The organism is Cellulomonas sp. SLBN-39, from assembly GCF_006715865.1.
Classification (GTDB): domain Bacteria; phylum Actinomycetota; class Actinomycetes; order Actinomycetales; family Cellulomonadaceae; genus Cellulomonas.
Genome location: NZ_VFOA01000001.1, coordinates 2153640 through 2175512 on the forward strand (window position 1 = coordinate 2153640; position 21873 = coordinate 2175512).

The following is a 21873-nucleotide window of genomic DNA, read 5'->3' on the forward strand; positions in this document are numbered from 1 at the left end:
CACCCAGGAGGACCTCGTGACCACCACCCCGCCCGTGCCGGCCTTCGCGGCCGTCGACCTGGGCGCGTCCAGCGGGCGCGTCATCGTCGGGCGCGTGCTCGACGCCGGCACGGACGGGGCGCGGGTCGACCTGCACGAGGTCACGCGGTTCGGCAACGGGCCCGTCGCGGTGCCGCGCGGCGGGCCCGACGGGGGCACCCGGCTGCACTGGGACGTGCTGGCGCTGTGGCGCGGCGTGCTCGACGGTCTGCGCGCCGCGACGCGCGAGGCCGGGACGCTGGCCGGCGTGGGCGTCGACTCCTGGGCCGTCGACCACGGGCTGCTCGACGCGGACGGCGCCCTGCTGGGCGACCCCGTGCACTACCGCGACGCCCGGACCGCCGGGGTGCCCGAGCGGGTGTTCGCGACCGTCCCGGCCGCCGAGCTCTACGCGCGCACGGGTCTGCAGGTGCAGCCCTTCAACACCGTGTTCCAGCTGGTCGCGGCGCAGGGGGAGGCCCAGCTCGCGGCCGCGCGCCGCCTGCTGCTGGTGCCCGACCTGCTGGGGGCGTGGCTCACCGGGGAGCAGGTCGCGGAGGTCACCAACGCGTCGACCACCGGGCTGCTCGACGCCACCACCCGCACGTGGGCGACGGACCTGGCCGGGCGGCTGGGCGTCGACGCCGCCCTGCTGCCGCCGCTGCGGGACCCCGGGCGCCTGCTCGGGCACGTGCGCCCCGCGCTCGCGGCCGATCTCGGGCACCACGCCCCGCTGCCGGTGTGGACGGTCGGCTCGCACGACACGGCGTCGGCGGTCGTCGCCGTGCCCGCGCAGGGCGAGGACTTCGCGTACGTCTCGTGCGGCACGTGGTCGCTGGTCGGCCTGGAGCTGCCCGCGCCGGTGCTCTCGGAGGAGTCGCGGGCGGCGAACTTCACCAACGAGGCCGGTGTCGACGGCACGGTCCGGTACCTGAAGAACGTCATGGGCCTGTGGGTGCTCTCGGAGGCGCTGCGCACGTGGCACGAGGCCGGGCTGCCGGCGCAGCTGCCCGACCTGCTGGCGGCGGCCGCCCGCGTCCCCGGCCTGACGACGGTGGTCGACCTCGACGACCCTGCGTTCCTGCCGCCGGGGGACATGCCGGCCCGCATCGCCGCCGCCGCGGCCGCCACGGGGCAGACGCCCCCGCAGTCGCAGGCCGAGACGGTGCGGTGCATCCTCGACTCCCTCGCGCTGGCGTACCGGCGGGCTGTCCGGCAGGCCGCCGCGCTGGCCGACCGCGACGTGCGCGTCGTCCACCTGGTCGGCGGCGGGGTGCGCAACACGCTGCTGTGCCGGCTCACGGCGGACGCGACCGGGCTGCCGGTCGTGGCCGGCCCCGTGGAGGGTGCCGCGCTGGGCAACGTGCTGGTCCAGGCCCGGGCCGCGGGCACGCTCGACGGCGACCTCGCGGCCCTGCGCGCGGTCGGGGCGCGGGGCCTGGACCTGGTCCGGTACGAGCCGGACCCGCAGGCCGAGGCGCGGTGGCGCGCGGCCGAGCAGCGCCTGGCGGGCGACGGGGTTGGGTCGGTCGCCCTCGTGCGCTGACACGCGGTCGACGCGCACGGCTAAACGATTCTGGGCCTCGACGGGCCTTCGCGGCGCCGCCGTGCTGTGCGAGTGTGAACGTACACATCGCCGGATCGGAGCGGTTCCCGCACCAGCCCGGCGTCGCCGCCGGTCGACGACGACCGCGCGCCGACGCCGCGCCGGACGTCCCGCGCAGCGTGCCCGCACCCCGTCCCGGGGCGCGCACGCCTGTGCCCGGGCCCCTCCCCGACCCGACGCCGCCCCACCCGCCGTGCGACGGGTGGCCGTCGAGAGGGTGGACATGCAGAACCCAGTGCGCAGAGGACGGCGGGCGACCCTCGTCGCCACGGTCGCCGTCGCCGCCATGACGTTCACCGGGGTGCTCGCCGCGCTGCCGGCGCAGGCCGCCGCGAGCACGCTCGGTGCCGCGGCCGCGCAGACCGGCCGGTACTTCGGTGCCGCGATCGCCGGGGGCCGGATGAACGACACGGCCTACATGGCGATCGTCGACCGGGAGTTCAGCTCGGTCGTGGCCGAGAACGAGATGAAGATGGACGCCACCGAGCCCCGGCAGAACCAGTTCAGCTTCACCGCCGGCGACCGGCTCGTCAGCTACGCCCAGAGCCGCGGCAAGCAGGTGCGCGGCCACACCCTCGCGTGGCACGCGCAGCAGCCGTCCTGGATGCAGGGCATGTCCGGCAGCGCGCTGCGCAGCGCGCTGCTCAACCACGTCACCCAGGTCGCCTCGCACTACCGGGGCAAGATCTACGCCTGGGACGTGGTGAACGAGGCCTTCGCCGACGGCTCCTCCGGCGGGCGCCGCGACTCGAACCTGCAGCGCACCGGCAACGACTGGATCGAGGCCGCGTTCCGCGCCGCCCGCGCCGCCGACCCGGGCGCCAAGCTCTGCTACAACGACTACAACATCGACTCGATCAACCCGAAGTCCACGGGCGTCTACTCGATGGTCCGCGACTTCAAGGCCCGCGGCGTGCCGATCGACTGCGTCGGCTTCCAGTCGCACTTCGGCACCACGATCCCCGGCGACTACCGCGCGAACCTGCAGCGGTTCGCCGACCTGGGCGTCGACGTGCAGATCACCGAGCTCGACATCGAGCAGGGCTCCAACCAGGCCAACGCCTACCGGCAGGTCACGCAGGCGTGCCTGGCCGTGAGCCGCTGCACGGGCATCACCGTGTGGGGCGTGCGCGACTCGGACTCCTGGCGCACGGGTGCGAACCCGCTGCTGTTCGACGCGTCCGGCAACAAGAAGGCCGCGTACACCGCCGTGCTCGACGCCCTCAACGCGGCGAGCCCCTCGCCGACGCCGACGCCGACGCCGACGCCCACCCGCACGCCGACCCCGACCCCGACCCCCACGCCGACGTCCGGCACCGGGGCCTGCCAGGTCGTGTACTCGGTGCCGTCCCAGTGGGGCGGCGGGTTCACGGCGAACGTCCGCATCACCAACCGCGGCCCGGCCGTCAGCTCCTGGACGCTGGCGTTCACGTTCCCCGGCAACCAGACCGTGCAGCAGGCGTGGAACGGCACGGCCACCCAGACGGGCAACCAGGTGACGATCCGCAACGCCTCGTACAACGGCACCGTGCCCACCGGCGGCACCGTGGAGATCGGCTTCAACGGCGGGTTCTCCGGGGCCAACCCCGCGCCCACGGCGTTCACGCTCAACGGCGTCGCCTGCTGACCGGCGCTCCCGTCCCGCACCCCGCGCCGGCCCCGCCTCAGGCCGGCGCGGGGCGCGCCCCACCGCTCGTCCGTCCGCTCGGAAGGAACGTCCATGCCGAACCGTCGTCGTCGCCCCCTCGCGGGCCTCGTCACCGCGGCGCTCGCGCTCGGGGCCGTGGGCCTCGTCGCGCCGCCCGCGGCCCAGGCCGCCGCCGGGTGCGCCGTCAGCTACACCGTGACGTCGCAGTGGTCCGGGGGTTTCGGCGCCGAGGTCGCCGTCACCAACCTCGGTGACCCGCTCACCCGGTGGACCCTGGAGTGGTCCTTCCCGGCGGGGCAGACCGTCACGCAGCACTGGAACGCGAGCCTCACGCAGACGGGGAGCCAGGTGAGCGCGTCGAACGCCGCGTGGAACGCCAACCTCCCGACGGGCGGGCGGGCCCAGATCGGGTTCAACGGCACGTGGGCGGGCGCGAACCCGGCCCCCACCGCGTTCCGGCTCAACGGGACCGCGTGCACCGGCTCCGTCGGCCCGACGGCCACCCCGACGCCGACCGCCACGCCCACCCCCACGTCCACGCCGCGCCCGACGTCCACGCCGACGCCCACCCCCACGGCCGGGCGCCCGCCCCTGAACAACCCGCTGGTCTGGCAGGACTACCCCGACCTCGACATCGTCCGGGTCGGCGACACCTACTACTCGTCCGCGTCGAGCTTCCACCTCTCGCCCGGGGCGCCCGTGCTGCGCTCGTACGACCTGGCGACCTGGGAGGTCGCGGGGCACTCGGTGCCGACGCTGGACTTCGGCGACCGGTACGACATGACCGGCGGCACCGCGTACGTCAAGGGCATCTGGGCGTCGTTCTTCACGTACCGGCCCAGCAACCAGACGTTCTACTGGGGCGGCTGCATCGACGGCCGGACGTACGTGTACCGGGCCCGCCAGGTCGGCGACACGTGGCAGCGGCACACGACGATCGACCGGTGCTACTACGACGCCGGCGCCCTGGTCGACACCGACGACACGATGTACGTGGCGTACGGCAACACGAGCATCTCGGTGGCCCAGCTCTCCGCGGACGGCACGCGGGAGGTCCGCAACCAGCAGGTCTTCCAGACGCCGTCGAGCATCGGCACGCTCGAGGGCGCGCGGATGTACAAGAAGGACGGCAGCTACTACATCTGGCTGACCCGCCCGGCGAACGGGCAGTACGTGCTGCGCTCGACGAACGGCCCGTTCGGCCCGTACACGGTGCGCCAGGTGCTGCTCGACCTGCCCGGGCCCATCAGCGGCGGCGGCGTGCCGCACCAGGGCGGGCTCGTGCAGACGCAGAAGGGCGACTGGTACTACCAGGCCTTCGTCGACGCGTACCCCGGCGGGCGCGTACCCGTCATCGCCCCCATCACCTGGACCGCGGACGGCTGGCCGCAGGTCACCACGGTGGGCGGGCGCTGGGCCACCCAGTACCCCGCGGCGGACCTGCCGCCGGCGCCGCGCCAGGTGACGCCGATGGTCGGCCCCGACACGTTCAGCACGCCGACCCTCTCGCACCGGTGGGAGTGGAACCACGACCCCGACACGACCCGGTTCACCACCGGCGACGGCCTGCGCCTGCAGACGGCGACCGTGACCACCGACCTGTACCGGGCCCGCAACACCCTCACCCACCGCACGGTCGGCCCGCAGTCCACGGCCACGATCGAGATCGACGTGTCCCAGATGCGGCCCGGCGACCGCGCGGGGCTGGCCATGCTGCGGGACTCCTCGGCGTGGGTGGGGGTGAAGAACGACGGCGGCCGGCTGCGCGTCGTCATGGCCAGCGGCATGGAGATGAACAGCTCCTGGCAGACCACGTCGACGGGCGCGGAGGTCGCGGGCGTCGACCTGCCCGGCACGAAGGTCTGGCTGCGGGCCACGGCCGACATCCGCCCCGGGGCGGGCCGGCAGGCGCTGTTCTCGTACAGCACCGACGGCCGGACGTTCACGCGGCTCGGCCCGGGCTTCACGCTGAAGAACCAGTGGCAGTTCTTCCTCGGCTACCGCTACGGCGTGTTCAACTACGCGACCCAGTCCCTGGGCGGCGCGGTCACGGTCGAGAGGTTCGACCTGACGACGCCGTGAGGGCGTGGTGGGATGGTCGGTCGTGAGCCACGACGACGCCGACCGTCCCGCCGCCCCCGCCGACCCGGGCCCCCTCGACGGGGCGCCCGCCTGGTGGTGCGGGCTCGTGACGCTGCTGTGCATCCCGGTGATCAGCAACGTCGTCGCGGTCGCCGCGGTGCTGGTGTACCGCTCGGCCGCGCGCGAGCGGCTGACGCCGACGGGTGCGGAGGTGGTCCGGCGGGCGGCGAACTGGCAGCTGAGCCTACTGCTGTACGTCACCGTGCTGATCACCGTGCACGTGGTGGTGCTGGCGAGCGGCGCGGTCGAGGGCGCCTCATTCCTGCCGTTCGGGCTCGTGATCCTCACGGCCCTGGGGCTGCTGGTCTACAACGCCGTGCTGTGCGTGCTCGGCGCGGCGCGCGCGTCGACGGGCCGCCTCGTCGCGGTGCCGCTGGCCCTGCCGCTGCTGCGCTGACCGGCTGCGCTGCGACGGGTGAGGTGACGACCCGGCCGCCGGTCGGTGAACTCTTCGCGAACGCTCGGCCGCGACCGTCACGAGCCGGACGGGCGTCCGGGTGAGCGGGTCGACGATGGCACCGTGACCACGTCGATGCCCACCGCGCCGGTGACCCCGGTCGCCCCCACCCTCCTGCGGGAGGTCGCCGCGCCGGTCCAGGTGGTGCGGGCGCAGGACGCGATGAGCGACGTCGAGATGCTGTTCCGCGCGCCGCGGCTGGACGCGGTCGCGGTGCACGACGCCGCGCAGGGCCGGGTCGGGCTGCTCACCCGGCACCGGTACACCGAGGTGATGACCGGGCGCCTCGGGTACGGCCGGGCCGTGATGACGCGCCGCGAGGTCGGGCAGGTCGCGGACTGGGACGCGCTCGTGCTGGACCCGTCGACGACGGTGGTCGACGCCGCCCGCACGGCGATGGCCCGGGACGCGGCCCGCCGGCACGACGACGTGCTGGTGCCGGGCCCGTCGTGGTCGGCCGCCAGCACCGCCGACCTGGTGTCCGCCCTGACGGCGGCGCTCGCGGACCGGGCGGCGCGCGACCCGCTGACGGGCCTGCTGACGCGGTCCCACCTGCTGGCGACGACGACGCGCTGGGCGGCCGAGGCGGTCGCGGGGACGCGGCGGCGCCTGCTGCTCGTGGGGCTGGACGTGGTCGCGATGGCCGACCTCAACGCGTCGGCGGGGTTCGCCGCGGGCGACGAGGTGCTGCGCGCGGTGGCCGCGCGCCTGCGGGGCACGATGCCGGACGGCTCGGTGGTCGCGCGGCTCGACGGCGACGCGTTCGCGGTGCTCGTGCTGCTGCCGGCGGTGTACGACGACCGGGCGGCCGAGCTGACGGCGGTGCTGCGGGACCGGGCCGTCGAGGCGTGCGCGGGCCTGGGCCCGCGGGTCCGGGCGGCCACGTCGGCGTCGCTCGCCGGGTGGGCCGACCCCGACCTGCTGCTCATGGAGGTCGAGCGCGGGCTGCGCTCGACGCCGCATGCCCCGCGCGGTCTACCACCCCGAGCATCCTGAGCGCACTCGTTGCCTGCGTGCTCGCGCAGCGCCCGCTCGGCATGTACAGCATCTGGCCTGGTGCGCGGTCGCCCGACCATCCTCCGGTGCCAGGAGGGCCGAACACCGGCGGCAGGTCACGCCAGGCGATCCTGCACCGATACCGGTAGACGATGCCGTGGATCATCACTCGCGCGTCCGAGAACGGCCGACCCCGCCGACCCGTGCGCTGCGGCAGCAACTCCTCGATCAACGACCCACTGAGCATCCGTGAGCACCCGATACCGCGACATCAGGCCAGCGTCCCCGATCCCGAGCCGAACCATCGTCAGACACAACCTCGGCAACCGCGCCCGAGGGCAGTGGGGCATCCGGGAATCGACCTGCCCGACGAGCGAGTCCTTCGCCTCGCCTTCGTCGCCGGCCGTCGCATACGAGAGACACGTACCGGCAGAGTTGTCATGGGTGCACGCGTCCCGCTGACTGCTATCAGTCGTGTACTGTGACAGCGAGCGTCGATCTGACGGCCAAGGCCTCAATTGCCTCAATGAGGGAGAGTTGCGCATGTATAGACTTCGATACGTCCCAGCCGCATAGCCGCCGTTGCTTGCTTCATTTTCTTCGGAGCATCTCCGGCGTCCACCTCTGAACTTGACAAAGGACTGGAAGACCTGCTCGTTCAGCCTGAACTGCAGTTGGCTTCTGTGGAAGACGGCACCTATACGTGGACAGAGTTTGCCAGGCCGACACAGGCAGGGGGCTCTACGATTCAAGCTTCCTGTCAGTTCAATAATGCCATCGACTCCATTCACTACTCGAGCACGCCGCCAGCAACTTTGTCTGTTCATGGATGGTGGATAAATGTCAACTGCACTAAAGACATAAAGGCTGTCGTTACGACACAGTTGCAGAAGAAGAATTCGATCGGCCTGTGGGTCGACGTCGGCTCGCGAGGAGTTAAGACCGTGTACTCGGGCGGCGGGTCCGCCAACCGCTCCACCTCCCGATATGCGTGCACTAGCGGTAGCGCACACAGTTTCCGCGCGTGGGTTGACGTCGACGTGGTCGGCATCCCCGATCTTCCGGACAAGTACTACCACCCCGAGGCCTCGTTCCCCTGCAACTAAGAGCATCCCACCTGGGCCAGTAGGTCAGGATCGTCCGTTCCAAGGGTCGCGTGCGATCCTTGGAATGGACGATCGAGCCAATTATGCAGTTCACCGTTCGGCAGGAGTGCACATGAGATTGGGTGACGGGTCGGCCTTTATAGACGTCTACGGAGACCTGAAAATCTTCCCAGACAATGCCCAAGGGCATCCTCTCGAGCCGCACGGACTGTTGGCATCGAAGGCGATCGGCTTGTCACTCAATGAGCCCAACGGGCACGACGCGGCGCATAGTCGTTGGGTTCCTTCCGACGCGAGCCCATCTGGCCTTGATGAAACACCAGGGCCGGTGGCGTGGTTTCAGGTCAGCGTGCTTGCGGAGAGCCCCCCGACGCGACCCCTGCCGACTCAGGCCCTCGTCGAGTGCGCCGGCGCCGTGACCGCACGGCTGGGCCGGCTAGAGCTGCAGGCCGTCCGGGCACTGCTTCCACTGGACCGACACGCAAGTGCAGCGTTCGCCTTGGCCGCCAGCCTGGCGTGGTTTCCAGTGGGAGTGGGCGCGTGCTCAGTAGTCTGCTCCCTGGATAGCGGCGGGGAGCCGTTCGCGACTCAGAGATGGCACGAAGTTCTCGACGTGTTCCAAAGCCGGGAGACGGGCGACTTCCAGCTTCACGGCCGGGCGCAGGAGGGTGAGACAAGCCAGCGTGCCACTGCTGTGCGAGACGAGATGTGGCTCGGCGCCGGTGACCATGAGGTGAAGTTGCGTGGCTCCTTGCCGGAGTGGTCCTTCGACGCTGTCGGCTGGATGATCGCTCAGCTAGCGGACTGCGCGTGGGAGTCGGGAGCGCGGGAGTCCCTCGCGATCGAGGTGGCAGCGGCGCCGACCTGAGTTGGTCGCCGCTGCGCGTGCCGCACGATCCGACTGATGCCGTGGGTGGCGAAGAAGGCTTTGGCGCGGTGGAAGAACCCGATCGTGGGTAGGTCTTTCGTGCAACTTGACGGTGGGTCGCACTTCCATCCTGCCGCCAGGGCCTACCACTCCGTCACACCCCGCCCGGCGTCACCAACCTCATGAGGCGCAACACCTAGGCATCGAGGGCGCGGGACCCGGCGACGGCGTCGGGCAGGGCCTCGGCGAGCTCGCGCGTGTGCGCGTGCTGCGGGTCGCGCAGCACGTCGCGCAGCGGGCCGCTCTCGACGAGCGTGCCGTCGGCGAGCACGTGCACGTGGGTGGTGAGCCGGTCGAGCAGCCGCAGGTCGTGCGAGGCGACGAGCAGCCCGATGCCCTCGGCGTGCACGAGCGCGCGGATGTCGGCGACGACCTCGTCGCGCATGCCGGCGTCGACGGCGGTCAGCGGCTCGTCGAGCAGCAGCAGGTCGGGGCGGGCGGCCAGGGCGCGGGCGATGGCGACGCGCTGCCGCTCGCCCCCGGACAGCGACCCGACGCGGCGCGTCACGAAGCGCACGGGCAGGCCGACGACGCCGAGCGCGGCCTCGACGTCGTGGTTGGTGGACCGGCCGGCCTTGCGGGCCTCGCCGAACGCGTCGTTCATGGTCTGCTCGACGCTGCGGTCGGGGTCGATGCCCGCCAGGCCGTTCTGGTGGACGGTGCGCAGCCGCGCCCGCAGGGCCTTGCGGTGGCGCATCGGCGTGCGTCCGACGGGGATGCCGGCGAAGGTCACGTGCCCGCGGCCGGGGCGCAGCCCGCCGCCGAGCACCTCGACGAGCGTGGACTTGCCGACGCCGGAGCGTCCGACCAGCCCGACGGCGTCGCCGGGGCGCAGCGTGAGGTCGACGCCCGCGAGCACGGGCGGGCCGCCGTAGCCCGCCCAGACGTCGGTGGCCTGGAGGACGGCGGGGGTGCTGCTCATGCGGTGGCTGCTCTCGTGGGTCGGCGTGCGCGGCCGGTGCGGCCGCTCCTGGTCCCCAACGTACGACGCGGCCCGGGGGATCCCGGCATCGGCGACCCGACCCGTGCTCGACGCGTGCCCGACCCGGGGACGAACGTCCCGCGACGACGGACCGCCGGGGGAGGACGCTGTGTTGAAAGGATTCAAACCGAGGAAGGCCACCGATGACGACGTCGACCGCCCACCGCGCGGACCACCAGCTGCGCGAGGAGATCCTCTACTGGTGCCGCGAGTCCGTGCGCACCGGGCTGAACTTCAACACCCAGGGCAACATCAGCGTCCGCCTGCCCGAGCACGAGGCGATCGTCATCACGCCGTCGGGCGTCCGCTACGACGTGCTGACCCCCGAGCAGATGGTCGTCGTCGGCTACGACGGGCGCGTCGTCGAGGGCGACCTGTTCCCCTCGACCGAGACCGACGTGCACCTCGCGCACTACCGGGCCCGGCCCGACGTGCACGCGATCGTGCACACCGAGTCCCCGTACGTGAACATGTTCGGCGCCGTCGGCCGCGCCATCGACCCCGTGCTGCTCAACATGGTGCTCTACGCCAAGGGCGCCGTGCCGGTCATGCCGTTCGAGTTCTCCACCAACGCCGACTTCGGCGAGCGCAGCGCCGCTGCCATGGGGGCGGACGTGAACGCCGTCGTGTGGGCCAACCACGGGCTGCTGTCCGTCGGGCAGGACCTCGCCGGCGCGTTCAAGGTGGCCGTCGCCGTCGAGGCCAACGCCCAGGTGCTGTTCGGCGCCCTCCAGCTGGGCACGCCCCGCCTGCTCGAGCTCGCCGACATCGTCATCCCCGAGGGCGCCCGCCTGCCCTGATGCCGACCGCGGGAGCCCTGCTGCACGGGTGCGCCCGCGGCCCGTCCACCGGGCCCGCCCGGGCCCCGACCACCCGCGCCGCCGCGGCGGCGCGTCGCGAGGAGGCGACATGGTCCACCGCATGATCTGGAACCAGACGGCGTACTTCGGCCCCGGGGCCGTCGACGTCGTCCCCGACGAGCTGACCCGCCGCGGGTTCACCAAGGCCCTCGTCGTGTCCGACCAGGTGCTCGTCGACGCCGGCGTCACGGCCCGCGTCACCGACCTGCTCGACGCCGCGGGCTTCCCGTACGAGACCTTCTCCGACGTCGCGCCCAACCCGCCGATCGAGAACGTCCAGGCCGGGGTCGCCGCGTTCGCCGCCGCCGGCGCGGACGTGCTCGTCGCCGTCGGGGGCGGGTCCCCGCAGGACACGTGCAAGGCGATCGGCATCATCACCGCCAACCCCGAGTTCGCGGACGTCCGCTCGCTCGAGGGCGTCGCCGCCACGCGCAACCCGTCGGTGCCGATCGTCGCCATCCCCACCACCGCGGGCACGGCCTCGGAGACGACGATCAACTACGTCATCACCGACACCGAGAACCAGCGCAAGTTCGTCTGCGTCGACCCGCACGACATCCCCGTCCTCGCGGTCGTCGACCCGCAGATGATGGCCGCCGCCCCGCGCGCGCTCAAGGTCGCGACCGGCCTGGACGCCCTCACGCACGCCATCGAGGGGTACGTCACCGCCGGCGCCTGGGAGCTGTCCGACCTGTTCCACCTCAAGGCCGTCCAGGTGATCGCGTCCTCGCTGCAGGCGTCCGCCGACGGCGACGCCGACGCGGCCGACCGCATGGCCCTCGCGCAGTACGTCGCCGGGATGGGCTACTCCAACGTGGGCCTGGGCCTCGTGCACGCCATGGCGCACCCGCTCGGCGCGTTCTTCGGCGCCCCGCACGGCGTCGCCAACGGCATCCTGCTCGCCCCGGTGATGGCGTTCAACGCCCCGGCGACGGGGGAGAAGTACCGCGACGTGGCCGCGGCCTTCGGCGTCGACACCACCGCGATGCCCCTCGACGAGGCGCGGGCCGCCGCCGTCGCGGCCGTGGCCCGCCTGACCGCGGACCTCGGCAACCCCACCCGCCTGCGGGACGTCGGGGCGACCGAGGGTGACCTGCGCGCGCTCGCGGAGGCCGCCGCCGCGGACGTGTGCGCGGGCGGCAACCCCCGCCCGGCGACGGTCGACGAGATCGAGGAGCTGTACCGCTCGATCCTGTGACGGTCCCGTGCAGCCGGTGTGCAGACCGCCTGGGCCCGACCGGGATCCGGGCGGTCGGCCACCGGCCCGGTCGTAGGCTTCGCCGGCATGACGAACCGCCTGCCCGCCGTCGTGCCGGCCGCCCTCGTCCTCGCGCTCGTCCTGGGCGGGTGCGCGGGCACCGGTCCTGGGGCGTCGGACCTCACCGCGAGCACGGCTCCGGCGGTGGTGCCGGACGCCGGCGACGTGCTCGAGGCCCCGACGGACGCGCCGACCTCCGGGGTGCCGATCGCCCGGCACATGCGTGACGTCGGCACGTGCGACGAGGTCGCGAAGGTCGTCGGAATGCTCGTGGAGGACCTGCCGCTCGTCCGGTCCGCCTCCCGGTTCGAGAAGTCGCGGTTCGTGTGCGTGTGGGGCGACGGCGAGGTGTCCCAGCGGTCGGACCTGGTGCAGGTCACCGTGACCGGTGCCGTCGGCGACCTCAGCACGGGCGTGCTCACGCTGGAGGAGATGGACGCGGCCGGGGTCGAGGAGGTGCCGGACGCGGACGTCGCCGCGGCGGCCGGGGCGGCGTACACCCTGACGTCCGAGACCGATGCCGCCGATGAGGTGACGGTCACCGTCGCCGTGCCGCGTGCGGAGGTCACGCTCACGGTCGCGCAGTGGGGCGAGCTGCCCGACCTCGACCCGGAGCGCGGGGTGACGATCGTCAAGCGCCTGCTCGAGCTCGGCTGATCGCCCTCACCCCAGGGTGGCGGTGACGACCAGCAGCACCGGCACGCACATCACGGTGGTGACGAGCCCCGCGTCGCGGGCCAGCGCCTCGCCGCGGCCGTACTGCATGGCGTAGACGAGCACGTTCTGCGCGGTCGGCAGCGACGCCATCGCGACGACCGCGAGCAGCGCGGGCGCGGGCAGCCCGAGCGCCGCGCCCAGCGCCCACGCCAGCACGGGGTGCACGACGCTGCGCAGCCCCACGGCCAGCGCGAGCTCGCGGCGCGGGGCCCGGGACGCGGCCGTGCGCGGCACCGCGAGCGACATGCCGAACGTCAGCAGCGCGAGCGGGGCCGCGGCCGCGCCCACCAGGGCGAACGGCTGGTACACGACCTCGGGCAGCCGCCACGGCAGGGCGGCCAGGACCAGCCCGGTCAGGGTGCCGACGATGATCGGGTTCGACAGCGTCCGGCGGACGACCGCCCGGACCCGCAGCGTCCAGGCGCGCCCGGACCGCGGGTCCTCGTCCGGCGCCGCCGCCGTGGCACGGGCGTCGAGCACCGCGAACGCCACGGGCGCGAGCACGAGCAGCTGGAACAGCAGGGCGGGCACGACCGCGACCGCGTCGCCCAGCAGGTACACGGCGAGCGGCAGCCCGAGGTTGCCCGCGTTGACGTAGGACGAGGCGAGCGTCCCGACCGTCACCTCGGCCGCGCCCCGGCGCCAGACCAGCCGCAGCACGAGCACCGCGGTGAGGGCGACGAGCACGGTCGAGGACCAGGTGACCACGGCCGTGCGTGAGAGCAGCAGGTGGAGGTCGGCGTGGGCCACGGTGACCAGCAGCAGCGCCGGGGTGGCGACGGCGAACACGACGCGTGCGAGGACGGGCGCGGCCCGCTCGCCCAGGGTGCCGGTGCGGCCGAGCAGCCAGCCGACGGCGATGACGGCGCCGAGGGTGCCGAGCGCGCTGAGCACGGCTCCCATCAGCGGCGCGTCCTGGTCACCGGCCGATCCTCCCACGGCCCAGCGAGAGGGGAAAGCGCTTGCCAACCGCGCCGGGACCGTGGCACGATCGCCCTGCCGCCGCAGCGCGCGGCACCGTCACCGCCGACGGCACGCGTCGGCGGCACCTCGCACGGAGGAAGGCACCGATGCCCGCAGTCGCACTGGTCACCGGAGGCAACCGCGGGATCGGCCTCGGCATCAGCCGCCGCCTCGTCGCCGACGGGTACGCCGTCTCGATCCTCGCCACCCGCGAGGAGCCCGTCGATGTCCTCGCCGAGCTGCGCGACGCCGCCGGCGACCCGGCGCTGGTCCGGTACGTGCGCGGGTCCGTCGCCGACCTCGACGACCACCGCCGCTACGTCGACGACGCCGTGGACGCGTGGGGCCGGCTCGACCTGCTGGTCAACAACGCCGGCGTCGCGCCCAGCGTGCGCGCCGACCTGCTCGACGCCGACGCCGAGTCCTTCGACCGCGTGCTCGGCATCAACCTGCGCGGCCCGTACTTCCTCACGCAGGAGTTCGCCCGCCGCGTCATCGCGCTGCGCGGCCCGCTGGAGGCCCTGCCCGAGCCGCCCGCCGGTCCGGTCGCCACGATCGTCAACGTCTCGTCGATCTCGGCCACGACCGTCTCGACCAACCGCGGCGACTACTGCATCTCCAAGGCGGGCGTCGGCATGGCCACCCAGCTGTGGGCCGCACGCCTGGGCCCCGAGGGCGTCGTCGTCTACGAGGTCCGCCCCGGCGTCATCGCCACCGACATGACCGCGGGCGTGACCGGCAAGTACGACGCGCTCATCGAGCAGGGCCTGGCCCCCGTCAACCGCTGGGGCCGCCCGGCCGACGTCGCGGGCGCCGTCGCGATCCTGGCCTCGGGCCAGACGCCGTACTCGACGGGCGAGGTCTTCCACGTCGACGGCGGCATGCACATCCCCACCCTCTGAGCCCGACGCCCCCGCCCGACCTCGCCACCACCCCTGACGCCTGCACCGGAGCCGACGTGACGCACCACGACCCCCAGGACCTGCGGATCGACGGGCACGTCGTGCCGGTCGTGACCGCCCAGACCGTCGTCGTCGGCACCGGCTCGGCCGGGTACTGCGCGGCCGACCGCCTCGTGCAGATGGGCCACGACGACGTCGTCATGGTCGCCGACAAGATCGGCGCCGGCGCGTCCCGCAACGCGGGCTCGGACAAGCAGACGTACTACAAGCTCACGCTCTCGGGCGGCGACGACGACTCCGTGCGCGAGATGGCGCAGACGCTGTACTCCGGCGGTGCCATGGACGGCGACAACGCGCTCGCCGAGGCCGCGCTGTCCGCGCGCGGGTTCCTGCACCTGGTCGACCTGGGCGTGCCGTTCCCGCAGAACCGGTACGGGGAGTTCATCGGCTACAAGACCGACCACGACCCGCGCCGGCGGGCGACGTCCGTGGGGCCGTACACGAGCCGGACGATGGTCGAGAAGCTCGAGGCCAAGGTGCAGCGCGACGGCACCCGGGTGTTCGACGAGTGCCGCGTCGTCGACGTCGTCACCGTGCCCGACCCCGACGGCGGCCCGGGTGCGCGCCGGGTGGCGGGCCTGCTCGTGCTGCGCACCGACGTGCCGCACGACGGCGCCGCGAGCCCGTGGCTGCTGTTCCGCTGCACCAACCTCGTCTACGCGACCGGCGGCCCGGCGGGCATGTACGCGACCCGGGTGTTCCCCAACGGGCAGTGGGGCGCCTCGGGGGCGGCGTACCGCGCGGGCGTGCACGGCAAGAACCTCACCGAGTGGCAGTTCGGGCTCGCGTCGACCAAGCCGCGGTGGAACGTCTCGGGCACGTACATGCAGGTGGTGCCGCGGTTCGTCTCGACCGACGCGGACGGCGGCGACGAGCGCGAGTTCCTCACCGAGGCGGTGCCCGACTACGGGCGGCTCATGTCGCTGGTCTTCCTCAAGGGCTACCAGTGGCCGTTCGACATCCGCAAGGCGCTCGACGGGTCCTCGCTGATCGACCTGCTGGTGTACCGCGAGACGGTGCTGCGCGGGCGGCGCGTGTTCCTCGACTTCCGCCGCAACCCGGTGCAGGACGCGTTCGACCCGAGCGCGCTGAGCCCCGAGGCGTACGCGTACCTGGAGAAGGCCGACGTGCTGTTCGGCACCCCCGTGCAGCGGCTGCGGCGCATGAACGAGCCCGCGTACCAGTTCTACCTGGACAAGAACCCGTACGTGGACCTCGAGAAGGACATGCTCGAGGTCGACGTGTGCGCCCAGCACAACAACGGCGGCCTCGTCGTCGACGCCTGGTGGCAGTCCAACGTCACGGGCTTCTACCCGGTGGGCGAGGCCGGCGGCGCGCACGGCGTCTACCGGCCCGGCGGTGCCGCGCTCAACAGCGGGCAGGTCGGGGCGACCCGCGCGGCGCAGCACGTGGCCGCGCACGGCACCACCCCGCCGCTCGACGACGCCGCGTTCGCCGCGGCCGCGGGCCCGGTGCTGGGTGCCGCGCTCGACCTGACGGCCCGGGCGACCGGCCGCGCCGCCGCGGGGGTGCCGGACAACACCGGCGACCTGCTGCGCGAGGTCCAGGTGCTCATGAGCGCCAAGGCCGGCCCGGTGCGCTCCGCGGAGTCGATCCACGAGGCGCTCGTGCAGGTGCACGCGTGGCTGCGCGACTACGACGACCTGGTCACCGCCGACGCCGGCTCGCGCCGCGCCGTCAACCGCACCTTCCTGGTCCGCGACATCCTCACCAGCGCCTACGTGTACCTGTCGGCCATGGCCGACTACGTCGCGCACGGCGGGCGCTCGCGCGGCTCCGTGCTCTACACCGACGCCGCCGGGGCCCTCCCGCACGTCGGGCACGGCCCGGACGCCGAGGCCGAGCTCGACCTGCCGGAGATCTTCCGCTTCACGCTCGACGGCGGCGCCCTCGACGAGGAGGTCCAGGAGACCGCGTGGCTCGCCCCCGGCGAGACCGCGCCCGACGGCGCCTGGGCCCCGGTCGTGCCCCGCGACGGCGACGACCCCGCCGGCACGCCCGTGTTCCGCTGGCGCCCGCGCCGCCCTCTGCCGGAGGACGACGACTTCTTCGAGAACGTGTGGCGCGAGTTCCGCGAGCACGGGAACGTGCTGTGAGCGCCGCGACCGCCGCCGCCCATGCGAGCGCCGGCCTCGACGCGGTCGTCCCGCTGCCCGACCCCCGGGTCGAGGTCCGCGGCGCCGCGTGGCTGGAGGAGACGACGGGCGGGCTGCTCCCGCACCGCCTGCCCGCCGCCGCGCGCCCCCGGTTCCCCGACGACTTCGTGCGCCTGTGCGACGAGCAGCCCGCCGGCGTGCGGCTGCGCCTGCGCACGGCCGCGACCCGCCTGGCCGTCGAGGTGCGCGTGCACCGCGTCGCCGTCGACCCCCAGCCCGTCGGCCCGCCGCAGCGCTGGGACGTGGTCGTCGACGACGAGGTCGTCGAGCAGCCCGCCGGCTGGGGCGTCGCCCCGGTGTGCGGCGTCATCGCCCTCGACCCGCTGCGCGGCACCACCACCGAGCACCCCGGCCCCGTCACCACCGTGCTGCTGGACCTCGGCCCCACCGACCAGGAGCGCCGCGTCGAGGTGTGGCTCCCGCACGGCGAGACCGTGCGCCTGCTCGCCGTCCGCGCCGACGCCCCCCTGACCCGCCCCCGCCCGCCGCGCCACCGTCCCCGCTGGGTGCACCACGGCTCCTCGATCAGCCACGGCGCCAGCGCCGACCGCCCCACCGGCACGTGGGTCGCCACCGCCGCCCGCGCCGCCCGCCTCGACCTGGTCAACCTCGGCATGTCCGGCAACGCCGTGCTCGACCCGTTCGTCGCCCGCGCCATCCGCGACCAGCGTGCCGACCTCATCACCCTCAAGCTCGGCATCAACGTGGTCAACCACGACTGCTTCACGCGGCGCTCCTTCGCGCCCGCCGTCCACGGGTTCCTCGACACGGTCCGCGAGGGCCACCCGCAGACCCGTCTCGTCGTGATCTCCCCGCTGCTGTGCCCCCTCGTCGAGGACGTCCCCGGCCCCACCTCCATCAACCCGGCGTCCCCGCCCGGAGCCCCCGTGTTCCGCACCGCTGGCCGCCCCGAGGACGTCGCCGCCGGCCGACTCACCCTCTCGGCGATCCGCGACGAGCTCGCCGCCGTCGTCGCCCGGCGCCGCGCCGAGGGCGACCTGGCCCTCACCTACGTCGACGGCCGCGACCTGTGGGGTGAGTCCGACGAGGCCGAGCTCCCCATGGCCGACCGCATGCACCCCGGCCCCGCCGCCCACCGCCGCATCGGCACCCGCGCCGCCGCCCTCCTGGCCGGCACGGCCGACCTCGGCCTCCCGGTCCCGCTGCTACCCGGCGACCCGGGCTAGTCGCGAGCGGTCAGGTCTGGCATCGCCACGCAGAGGGAGAGGGGATGATGCGCCGATCGTCGCGCGGGTTGGCCGTCGCCGGCTCGGGTGACGCGGTGGGAATGGGCGCCGCGGCGGCTCCTCGGCGGGCAACGCGCCGTCGCCCGTCTGCTTCGCCGAGCTCCTCCCGCCAGCGCCCTCGATGCCAACGCGTCTTCCGTTTCCCAGACACAGCCGACTTCGTGGGGATAGCGTCGACGTGCGTCAGTTGCCAGGCGACCCCAAGCGCCGGTGCAACGCGTAGATCTTGTCCAACGGATCGGAGAATGTCTTGCTGAAGCAATCGTTGCGTGTTTCGACGAGTCGCGGGCGGGGGTGGCAAGAAGGGGGAAGGGTCTTCAAGTCTATCGCATCTGTGGGTGTTTCAGCGCTCTTGCTCAGCACCTTTGCGGCGCCGGCCGGTGCCATGTCGAGAAGTGATTTCGAGTTGCCTTTTCCGTGCGGGCAGGTGTGGGGTGGTGGCACGCGGGTCGACCATCCTTCCGGTAGCGGGTCATATTTTGCGATCGACTTCAACCGGTCTGGCGACGAGGGCGATATCGTCGTAGCCAGCGCCGCCGGAAGGGTCACGGTTGCCGGGGGCGGCACCTACAACACCGTGATCATTGACCATGGTGACGGGTGGACGAGTCGGTATCTCCACATGTCTGTCGTTCTCGTCACGGCCGGCAGCTACGTGGAGAAGGGTGATGACATCGGACGCGTAGGTGACGTCGGCTCCGTCGGTGCGAGGCACCTGCACTACGAGCAGAGACTCAACGGAGTTCTCCAGCCGACAAGCTTCCACGGTGTCGCCACAGGACTCACGCCCGTCAACACTGTCAAGAACCCCCTCATCTTCACGAGCCAGAACTGCCAGCCGGTCGTGAACCCGGTGGTCGTCACTGCCGGCTTCTACCGGGTGCCTGACGGGACTGTCTATCAGGTCACCGGCGGTGCCGCCTACGCGCTCAGTGCTGCTGAATATGCAACACTCGGCAGCCCGGTTTTCACCGATGTCGCGGCTGACGCTCTCGAAGGCTTTGGTACGATCCCGGAGAGTGGCACATTCATGAGGGATCCTTCGACCCAGACGATCTACCTGATCGTGGGGAAGACGCGCTACGCGCTGAACAGTGAAGAATACGCCAGCCTTGGCCGGCCTCCGGCAGCGGACTCCGCGTACCGGTTTATCCGGAAGGCTCCGGAGGCCCCGGTCCAAGGCAGGGCTTACGTCAAGACCCCGACCAGCGATCAGGTGTTCCAGATGATCGGCGGCGCCCGGTACGCGCTCAGCGCCGACGAGTACGCCACTCTGGGACGGCCCGAAGTTCAGGTCGTGCCGTCCGGGCTGATCAAGCGGACGACGCTGGAGGCCCCCACCACTGCGGTCGTGATGAAGAGCATGTCCTCCGGAGCGATCTATCAGATCGTGGGGGGAACTCGCTACGAGCTCTCGAACGCTGAGTACGTGGACCTGGGGAACCCTCCGGTCTACCTCGCACCGTCGGCCTTCATCTCGCGGGCGCCCAACACGAAGGTCGGAGGAGTTCTCTTCCTCAGGAGCTCCGCCAATGGGCAGCGCTATCAGGTGGTCGACGGCGTCCGGTACCCGCTCACCGACGAAGAGTGGGCAGCACTCGGCTCGCCGACGACGACGAAGGTGCCTTCCGGGCTCTTGCAGCGTACGGCGAGCGGCGCCCCGAACGGACCGGGTCTGCTCCGGAGCGTCACGACCGGTGCCCTGTACCAGGTCCTCGGTGGGGCACGCTTCCCGCTCTCGGACTCCGACGTCGCGGCACTGGACGACCCGTCGTTCACAGACGTGCCGTCTCTCTTCCTCCAGAAGGCTCCGACCGGACTCCCGGCGGGTTCGTGGTACGTCGTCAACCCCGCCACCGGCGACATGTACGCACTAGTTGACGGGGTCAAGACCGCTCTCACCCCGAGCGAGTACGAGGCGCTGGGCTCACCTGCGCTCGTCCCGGTCGCCCCGGGATGGCTGGCGAAGATCGCCGACGCGTAGAGCCGGTGGGCACGGGGTTCGCCACCACTCGGTGGACCCCGTGCCCCCCAGCACCGGTACCAGCGCGCGTGGGGCTGCATATCCCGGTTGCCAGGCGTGCGCCTCAAGGCTCCACCGGCTGCCGATCATGTGGAGGCCAAGGTCGTCGGCCCGTGCCGCATCGGCCGGCCCTTCCGCAGGGTGAGGGGCCGGTCGGGGCGTCAGCGGGCGGCGCCCTCGAGGGTGCCCGTGGTCGGCTTGCCGTCGGGGGTGATGACCAGGCACTGGAGGACGTCGTCGCCCTGCTCCCAGCTCGTGGGGGTGGGGAAGAAGTAGGAGTAGGTGAGCTCCGACTCCTCCAGGGGGACGCCCACGAAGAGGGCGAACTGGTCGTAGCAGTACGAGGCCGCGACGGTGTCGAGGTCGTCGAACTCCTCCTGCGTGAGCGTCTTCTCCGCGTAGACCTCGGAGTCGTGCTCGTCCGCGCACGGCACGATCGGCAGCGTCGTCAGCTCGGTCTGCTCCTCGACGGCGCGGTAGTCGAGGCAGTCGCCCAGGGCGAGCGTGAACACGTCGGCGTCGGCGGAGGCGGTGACCTCGCCGCCCGGCTCGTCGCGCTGGGCCGGCGGGGGCGCCTGGCCGAGCACCTGGTCGAGGATCGATCCGCAGCCGGACAGGGTGGCGACGAGGGCGAGGGCGGTCACGGACAGGAGCGCGGTGCGGCGCACGGGGGAGGTCACCGGCGTACTCAACCAGCGCCTGACCAGGCAGGTCATCACCTTTGCGGGTGGTGCGACCGGTGACCTCGCTCACGGGTGGCGCACAGGGTCCCGGCCGGCGCGGTCGCCGTGACGCCGGGGCCGGTCGGTGGTGACCGGCCCCGGCGCGGGGCTCACAGGTGCGGCAGGACGTGCCGCACGTGCCGCTCGGCCATCGTCGCGAGCGTCTGCTCGGCGGGTGCCGCCCAGATCTGCTCGTTGAAGATCTCCACCTCCACGTCGCCGGTGTACCCGGCGTCGCGGACCCAGCGGGTGACGGTCGCGAAGTCCACGTACCCGTCGCCCACGTGCCCGCGGGAGTTCAGCGGCTCCGCCGCCAGCGGCAGCACCCAGTCGCACACCTGGTAGCCGGCGATCCGCCCGGCCGCCCCGGCGCGCGCGACCTGCCGCTGCAGGTCCGGGTCCCACCACACGTGGTACGTGTCCACGACGACGCCCACGACGTCCGCCGGGAACGGCTCCGCCAGGTCCAGCGCCTGCCCGAGGGTCGAGATCACCGCGCGGTCCGCGGCGAACATCGGGTGCAGGGCCTCCAGCACCAGGCGCACCCCGTGCCCCGCCGCGTACGGCGCGAGCTCGGCGATCCGCTCGGCCACGCGCTCGCGGGCGGCCACGACGTCGCGCGCCGGGTCATCCGGCCCCGCACCGGCGGGCGTGCCCGCGGGGTAGGGGAGGGCGGGGCCGCCGGGGGCGGAGCACGCGGGCAGGCCGCCGACGACCATGACGAGCTCGCGCGTGCCGAGGGTCGCGGCCTCGCGGATCGCGAGCCGGTTGTCCTCGAGCGCCACCTGCGCGGCGTCCTCGTCGGGCGTCGTGAGGAAGCCCCCGCGGCACAGCGACGAGACGCGCAGGCCGTGGTCGGCGACGATCCGGGCGGCCTGCTCGGCGCCGATCTCCTGGACGCGGTCGCGCCACACGCCGATCGACGACAGCCCTGCCGCCGCCGCGGCTGCGGCCGCCTCGGGCAGCGTCAGGTGCTTGGTCGTCGCGGTGTTGAGCGAGAGCCGCGCGAGCTCGGGGCGGCGCCCGTCGGCGGCCTGCCCGACGGGCGCCACGCGGGTGCC

At 73.0% G+C, this 21873-nt stretch carries 17 protein-coding genes; 12 read left to right on the forward strand and 5 right to left on the reverse strand.

What is annotated here, in order from left to right:
* Positions 1-16: 16 nt before the first annotated feature.
* From FBY24_RS10000 to FBY24_RS10020, 5 genes are all read left to right on the forward strand, one after another.
* Positions 17-1564: a rhamnulokinase family protein gene (locus FBY24_RS10000; RefSeq protein WP_255432329.1), complete on the forward strand. Its 1548-nt coding sequence runs from the start codon at positions 17-19 to the stop codon at positions 1562-1564.
* Between the two features lie 283 nt (positions 1565-1847).
* A complete protein-coding gene (locus tag FBY24_RS10005; RefSeq protein ID WP_142160249.1) occupies positions 1848-3251 on the forward strand; it encodes an endo-1,4-beta-xylanase in 1404 nt (467 codons plus the stop codon).
* Between the two features lie 93 nt (positions 3252-3344).
* A complete protein-coding gene (locus tag FBY24_RS10010; protein ID WP_142160252.1) occupies positions 3345-5354 on the forward strand; it encodes a cellulose binding domain-containing protein in 2010 nt (669 codons plus the stop codon).
* Positions 5355-5376: 22 nt separating this feature from the next.
* On the forward strand, positions 5377-5811 hold the full coding sequence (locus FBY24_RS10015) for a DUF4870 domain-containing protein (RefSeq protein ID WP_160158482.1): 435 nt from the start codon (positions 5377-5379) through the stop codon (positions 5809-5811).
* A gap of 123 nt (positions 5812-5934) precedes the next feature.
* Positions 5935-6867, forward strand: coding sequence for a diguanylate cyclase domain-containing protein (locus FBY24_RS10020; RefSeq protein WP_142160256.1), 933 nt, complete (start codon positions 5935-5937; stop codon positions 6865-6867).
* Here FBY24_RS10020 and FBY24_RS19775 read toward each other — a convergent pair.
* Positions 6797-7114, reverse strand: a complete 318-nt coding sequence (locus tag FBY24_RS19775; RefSeq protein ID WP_142160258.1) for a transposase — start codon at positions 7112-7114, stop codon at positions 6797-6799. The genes FBY24_RS10020 and FBY24_RS19775 overlap by 71 nt on opposite strands.
* A gap of 1923 nt (positions 7115-9037) precedes the next feature.
* Entirely contained in the window at positions 9038-9823 is a 786-nt protein-coding gene (locus tag FBY24_RS10030) for an ATP-binding cassette domain-containing protein (protein WP_142160259.1), read from the reverse strand.
* A gap of 203 nt (positions 9824-10026) precedes the next feature.
* Here FBY24_RS10030 and FBY24_RS10035 point away from each other — a divergent pair, with 203 nt between their 5' ends.
* The 3 genes from FBY24_RS10035 to FBY24_RS10045 all read left to right on the forward strand — a co-directional run bounded on the left by FBY24_RS10035 (position 10027) and on the right by FBY24_RS10045 (position 12658).
* Positions 10027-10683 (forward strand): class II aldolase/adducin family protein, encoded by a 657-nt coding sequence (locus FBY24_RS10035; protein WP_142160261.1) that lies wholly within the window; start codon positions 10027-10029, stop codon positions 10681-10683.
* Positions 10684-10792: 109 nt separating this feature from the next.
* Entirely contained in the window at positions 10793-11941 is a 1149-nt protein-coding gene (gene fucO, locus FBY24_RS10040) for a lactaldehyde reductase (RefSeq protein WP_142160263.1), read from the forward strand.
* An 87-nt stretch (positions 11942-12028) separates the two neighbouring features.
* The gene (locus FBY24_RS10045; RefSeq protein ID WP_142160265.1) at positions 12029-12658 is read left to right on the forward strand and encodes a hypothetical protein; all 630 of its coding nucleotides are present in this window, start codon (positions 12029-12031) and stop codon (positions 12656-12658) included.
* A 6-nt stretch (positions 12659-12664) separates the two neighbouring features.
* Here the strand turns inward: FBY24_RS10045 and FBY24_RS10050 are convergent, their stop codons facing one another.
* Positions 12665-13621 carry an AEC family transporter gene (locus FBY24_RS10050; protein WP_142160267.1) on the reverse strand — a complete coding sequence of 319 codons (957 nt, stop codon included), beginning with the start codon at positions 13619-13621 and terminating at the stop codon, positions 12665-12667.
* 167 nt (positions 13622-13788) lie between these two features.
* Between FBY24_RS10050 and FBY24_RS10055 the strand changes: the two genes are divergently transcribed.
* The 4 genes from FBY24_RS10055 (at position 13789) to FBY24_RS10070 (ending at position 20051) form a co-directional block, all read left to right on the forward strand.
* Complete coding sequence (locus FBY24_RS10055) at positions 13789-14583, forward strand: 3-ketoacyl-ACP reductase (protein WP_142160269.1); 795 nt, start codon at positions 13789-13791, stop codon at positions 14581-14583.
* A 56-nt stretch (positions 14584-14639) separates the two neighbouring features.
* Positions 14640-16760 (forward strand): FAD-binding protein, encoded by a 2121-nt coding sequence (locus FBY24_RS10060; protein WP_222117228.1) that lies wholly within the window; start codon positions 14640-14642, stop codon positions 16758-16760.
* The gene (locus FBY24_RS10065; RefSeq protein ID WP_222117229.1) at positions 16757-18007 is read left to right on the forward strand and encodes a GDSL-type esterase/lipase family protein; all 1251 of its coding nucleotides are present in this window, start codon (positions 16757-16759) and stop codon (positions 18005-18007) included. The genes FBY24_RS10060 and FBY24_RS10065 overlap by 4 nt, the downstream gene beginning before the upstream one ends.
* Before the next feature lie 487 nt (positions 18008-18494).
* Complete coding sequence (locus FBY24_RS10070; RefSeq protein ID WP_160158484.1) at positions 18495-20051, forward strand: M23 family metallopeptidase; 1557 nt, start codon at positions 18495-18497, stop codon at positions 20049-20051.
* A 200-nt stretch (positions 20052-20251) separates the two neighbouring features.
* Here FBY24_RS10070 and FBY24_RS10075 read toward each other — a convergent pair whose 3' ends face one another.
* Together FBY24_RS10075 and FBY24_RS10080 are read right to left on the reverse strand one after the other, a co-directional pair.
* Positions 20252-20770, reverse strand: a complete 519-nt coding sequence (locus tag FBY24_RS10075; protein WP_142160272.1) for a septum formation family protein — start codon at positions 20768-20770, stop codon at positions 20252-20254.
* A gap of 152 nt (positions 20771-20922) precedes the next feature.
* Positions 20923-21864, reverse strand: coding sequence for a sugar phosphate isomerase/epimerase (locus tag FBY24_RS10080; RefSeq protein ID WP_142163399.1), 942 nt, complete (start codon positions 21862-21864; stop codon positions 20923-20925).
* Positions 21865-21873: the final 9 nt, after the last annotated feature.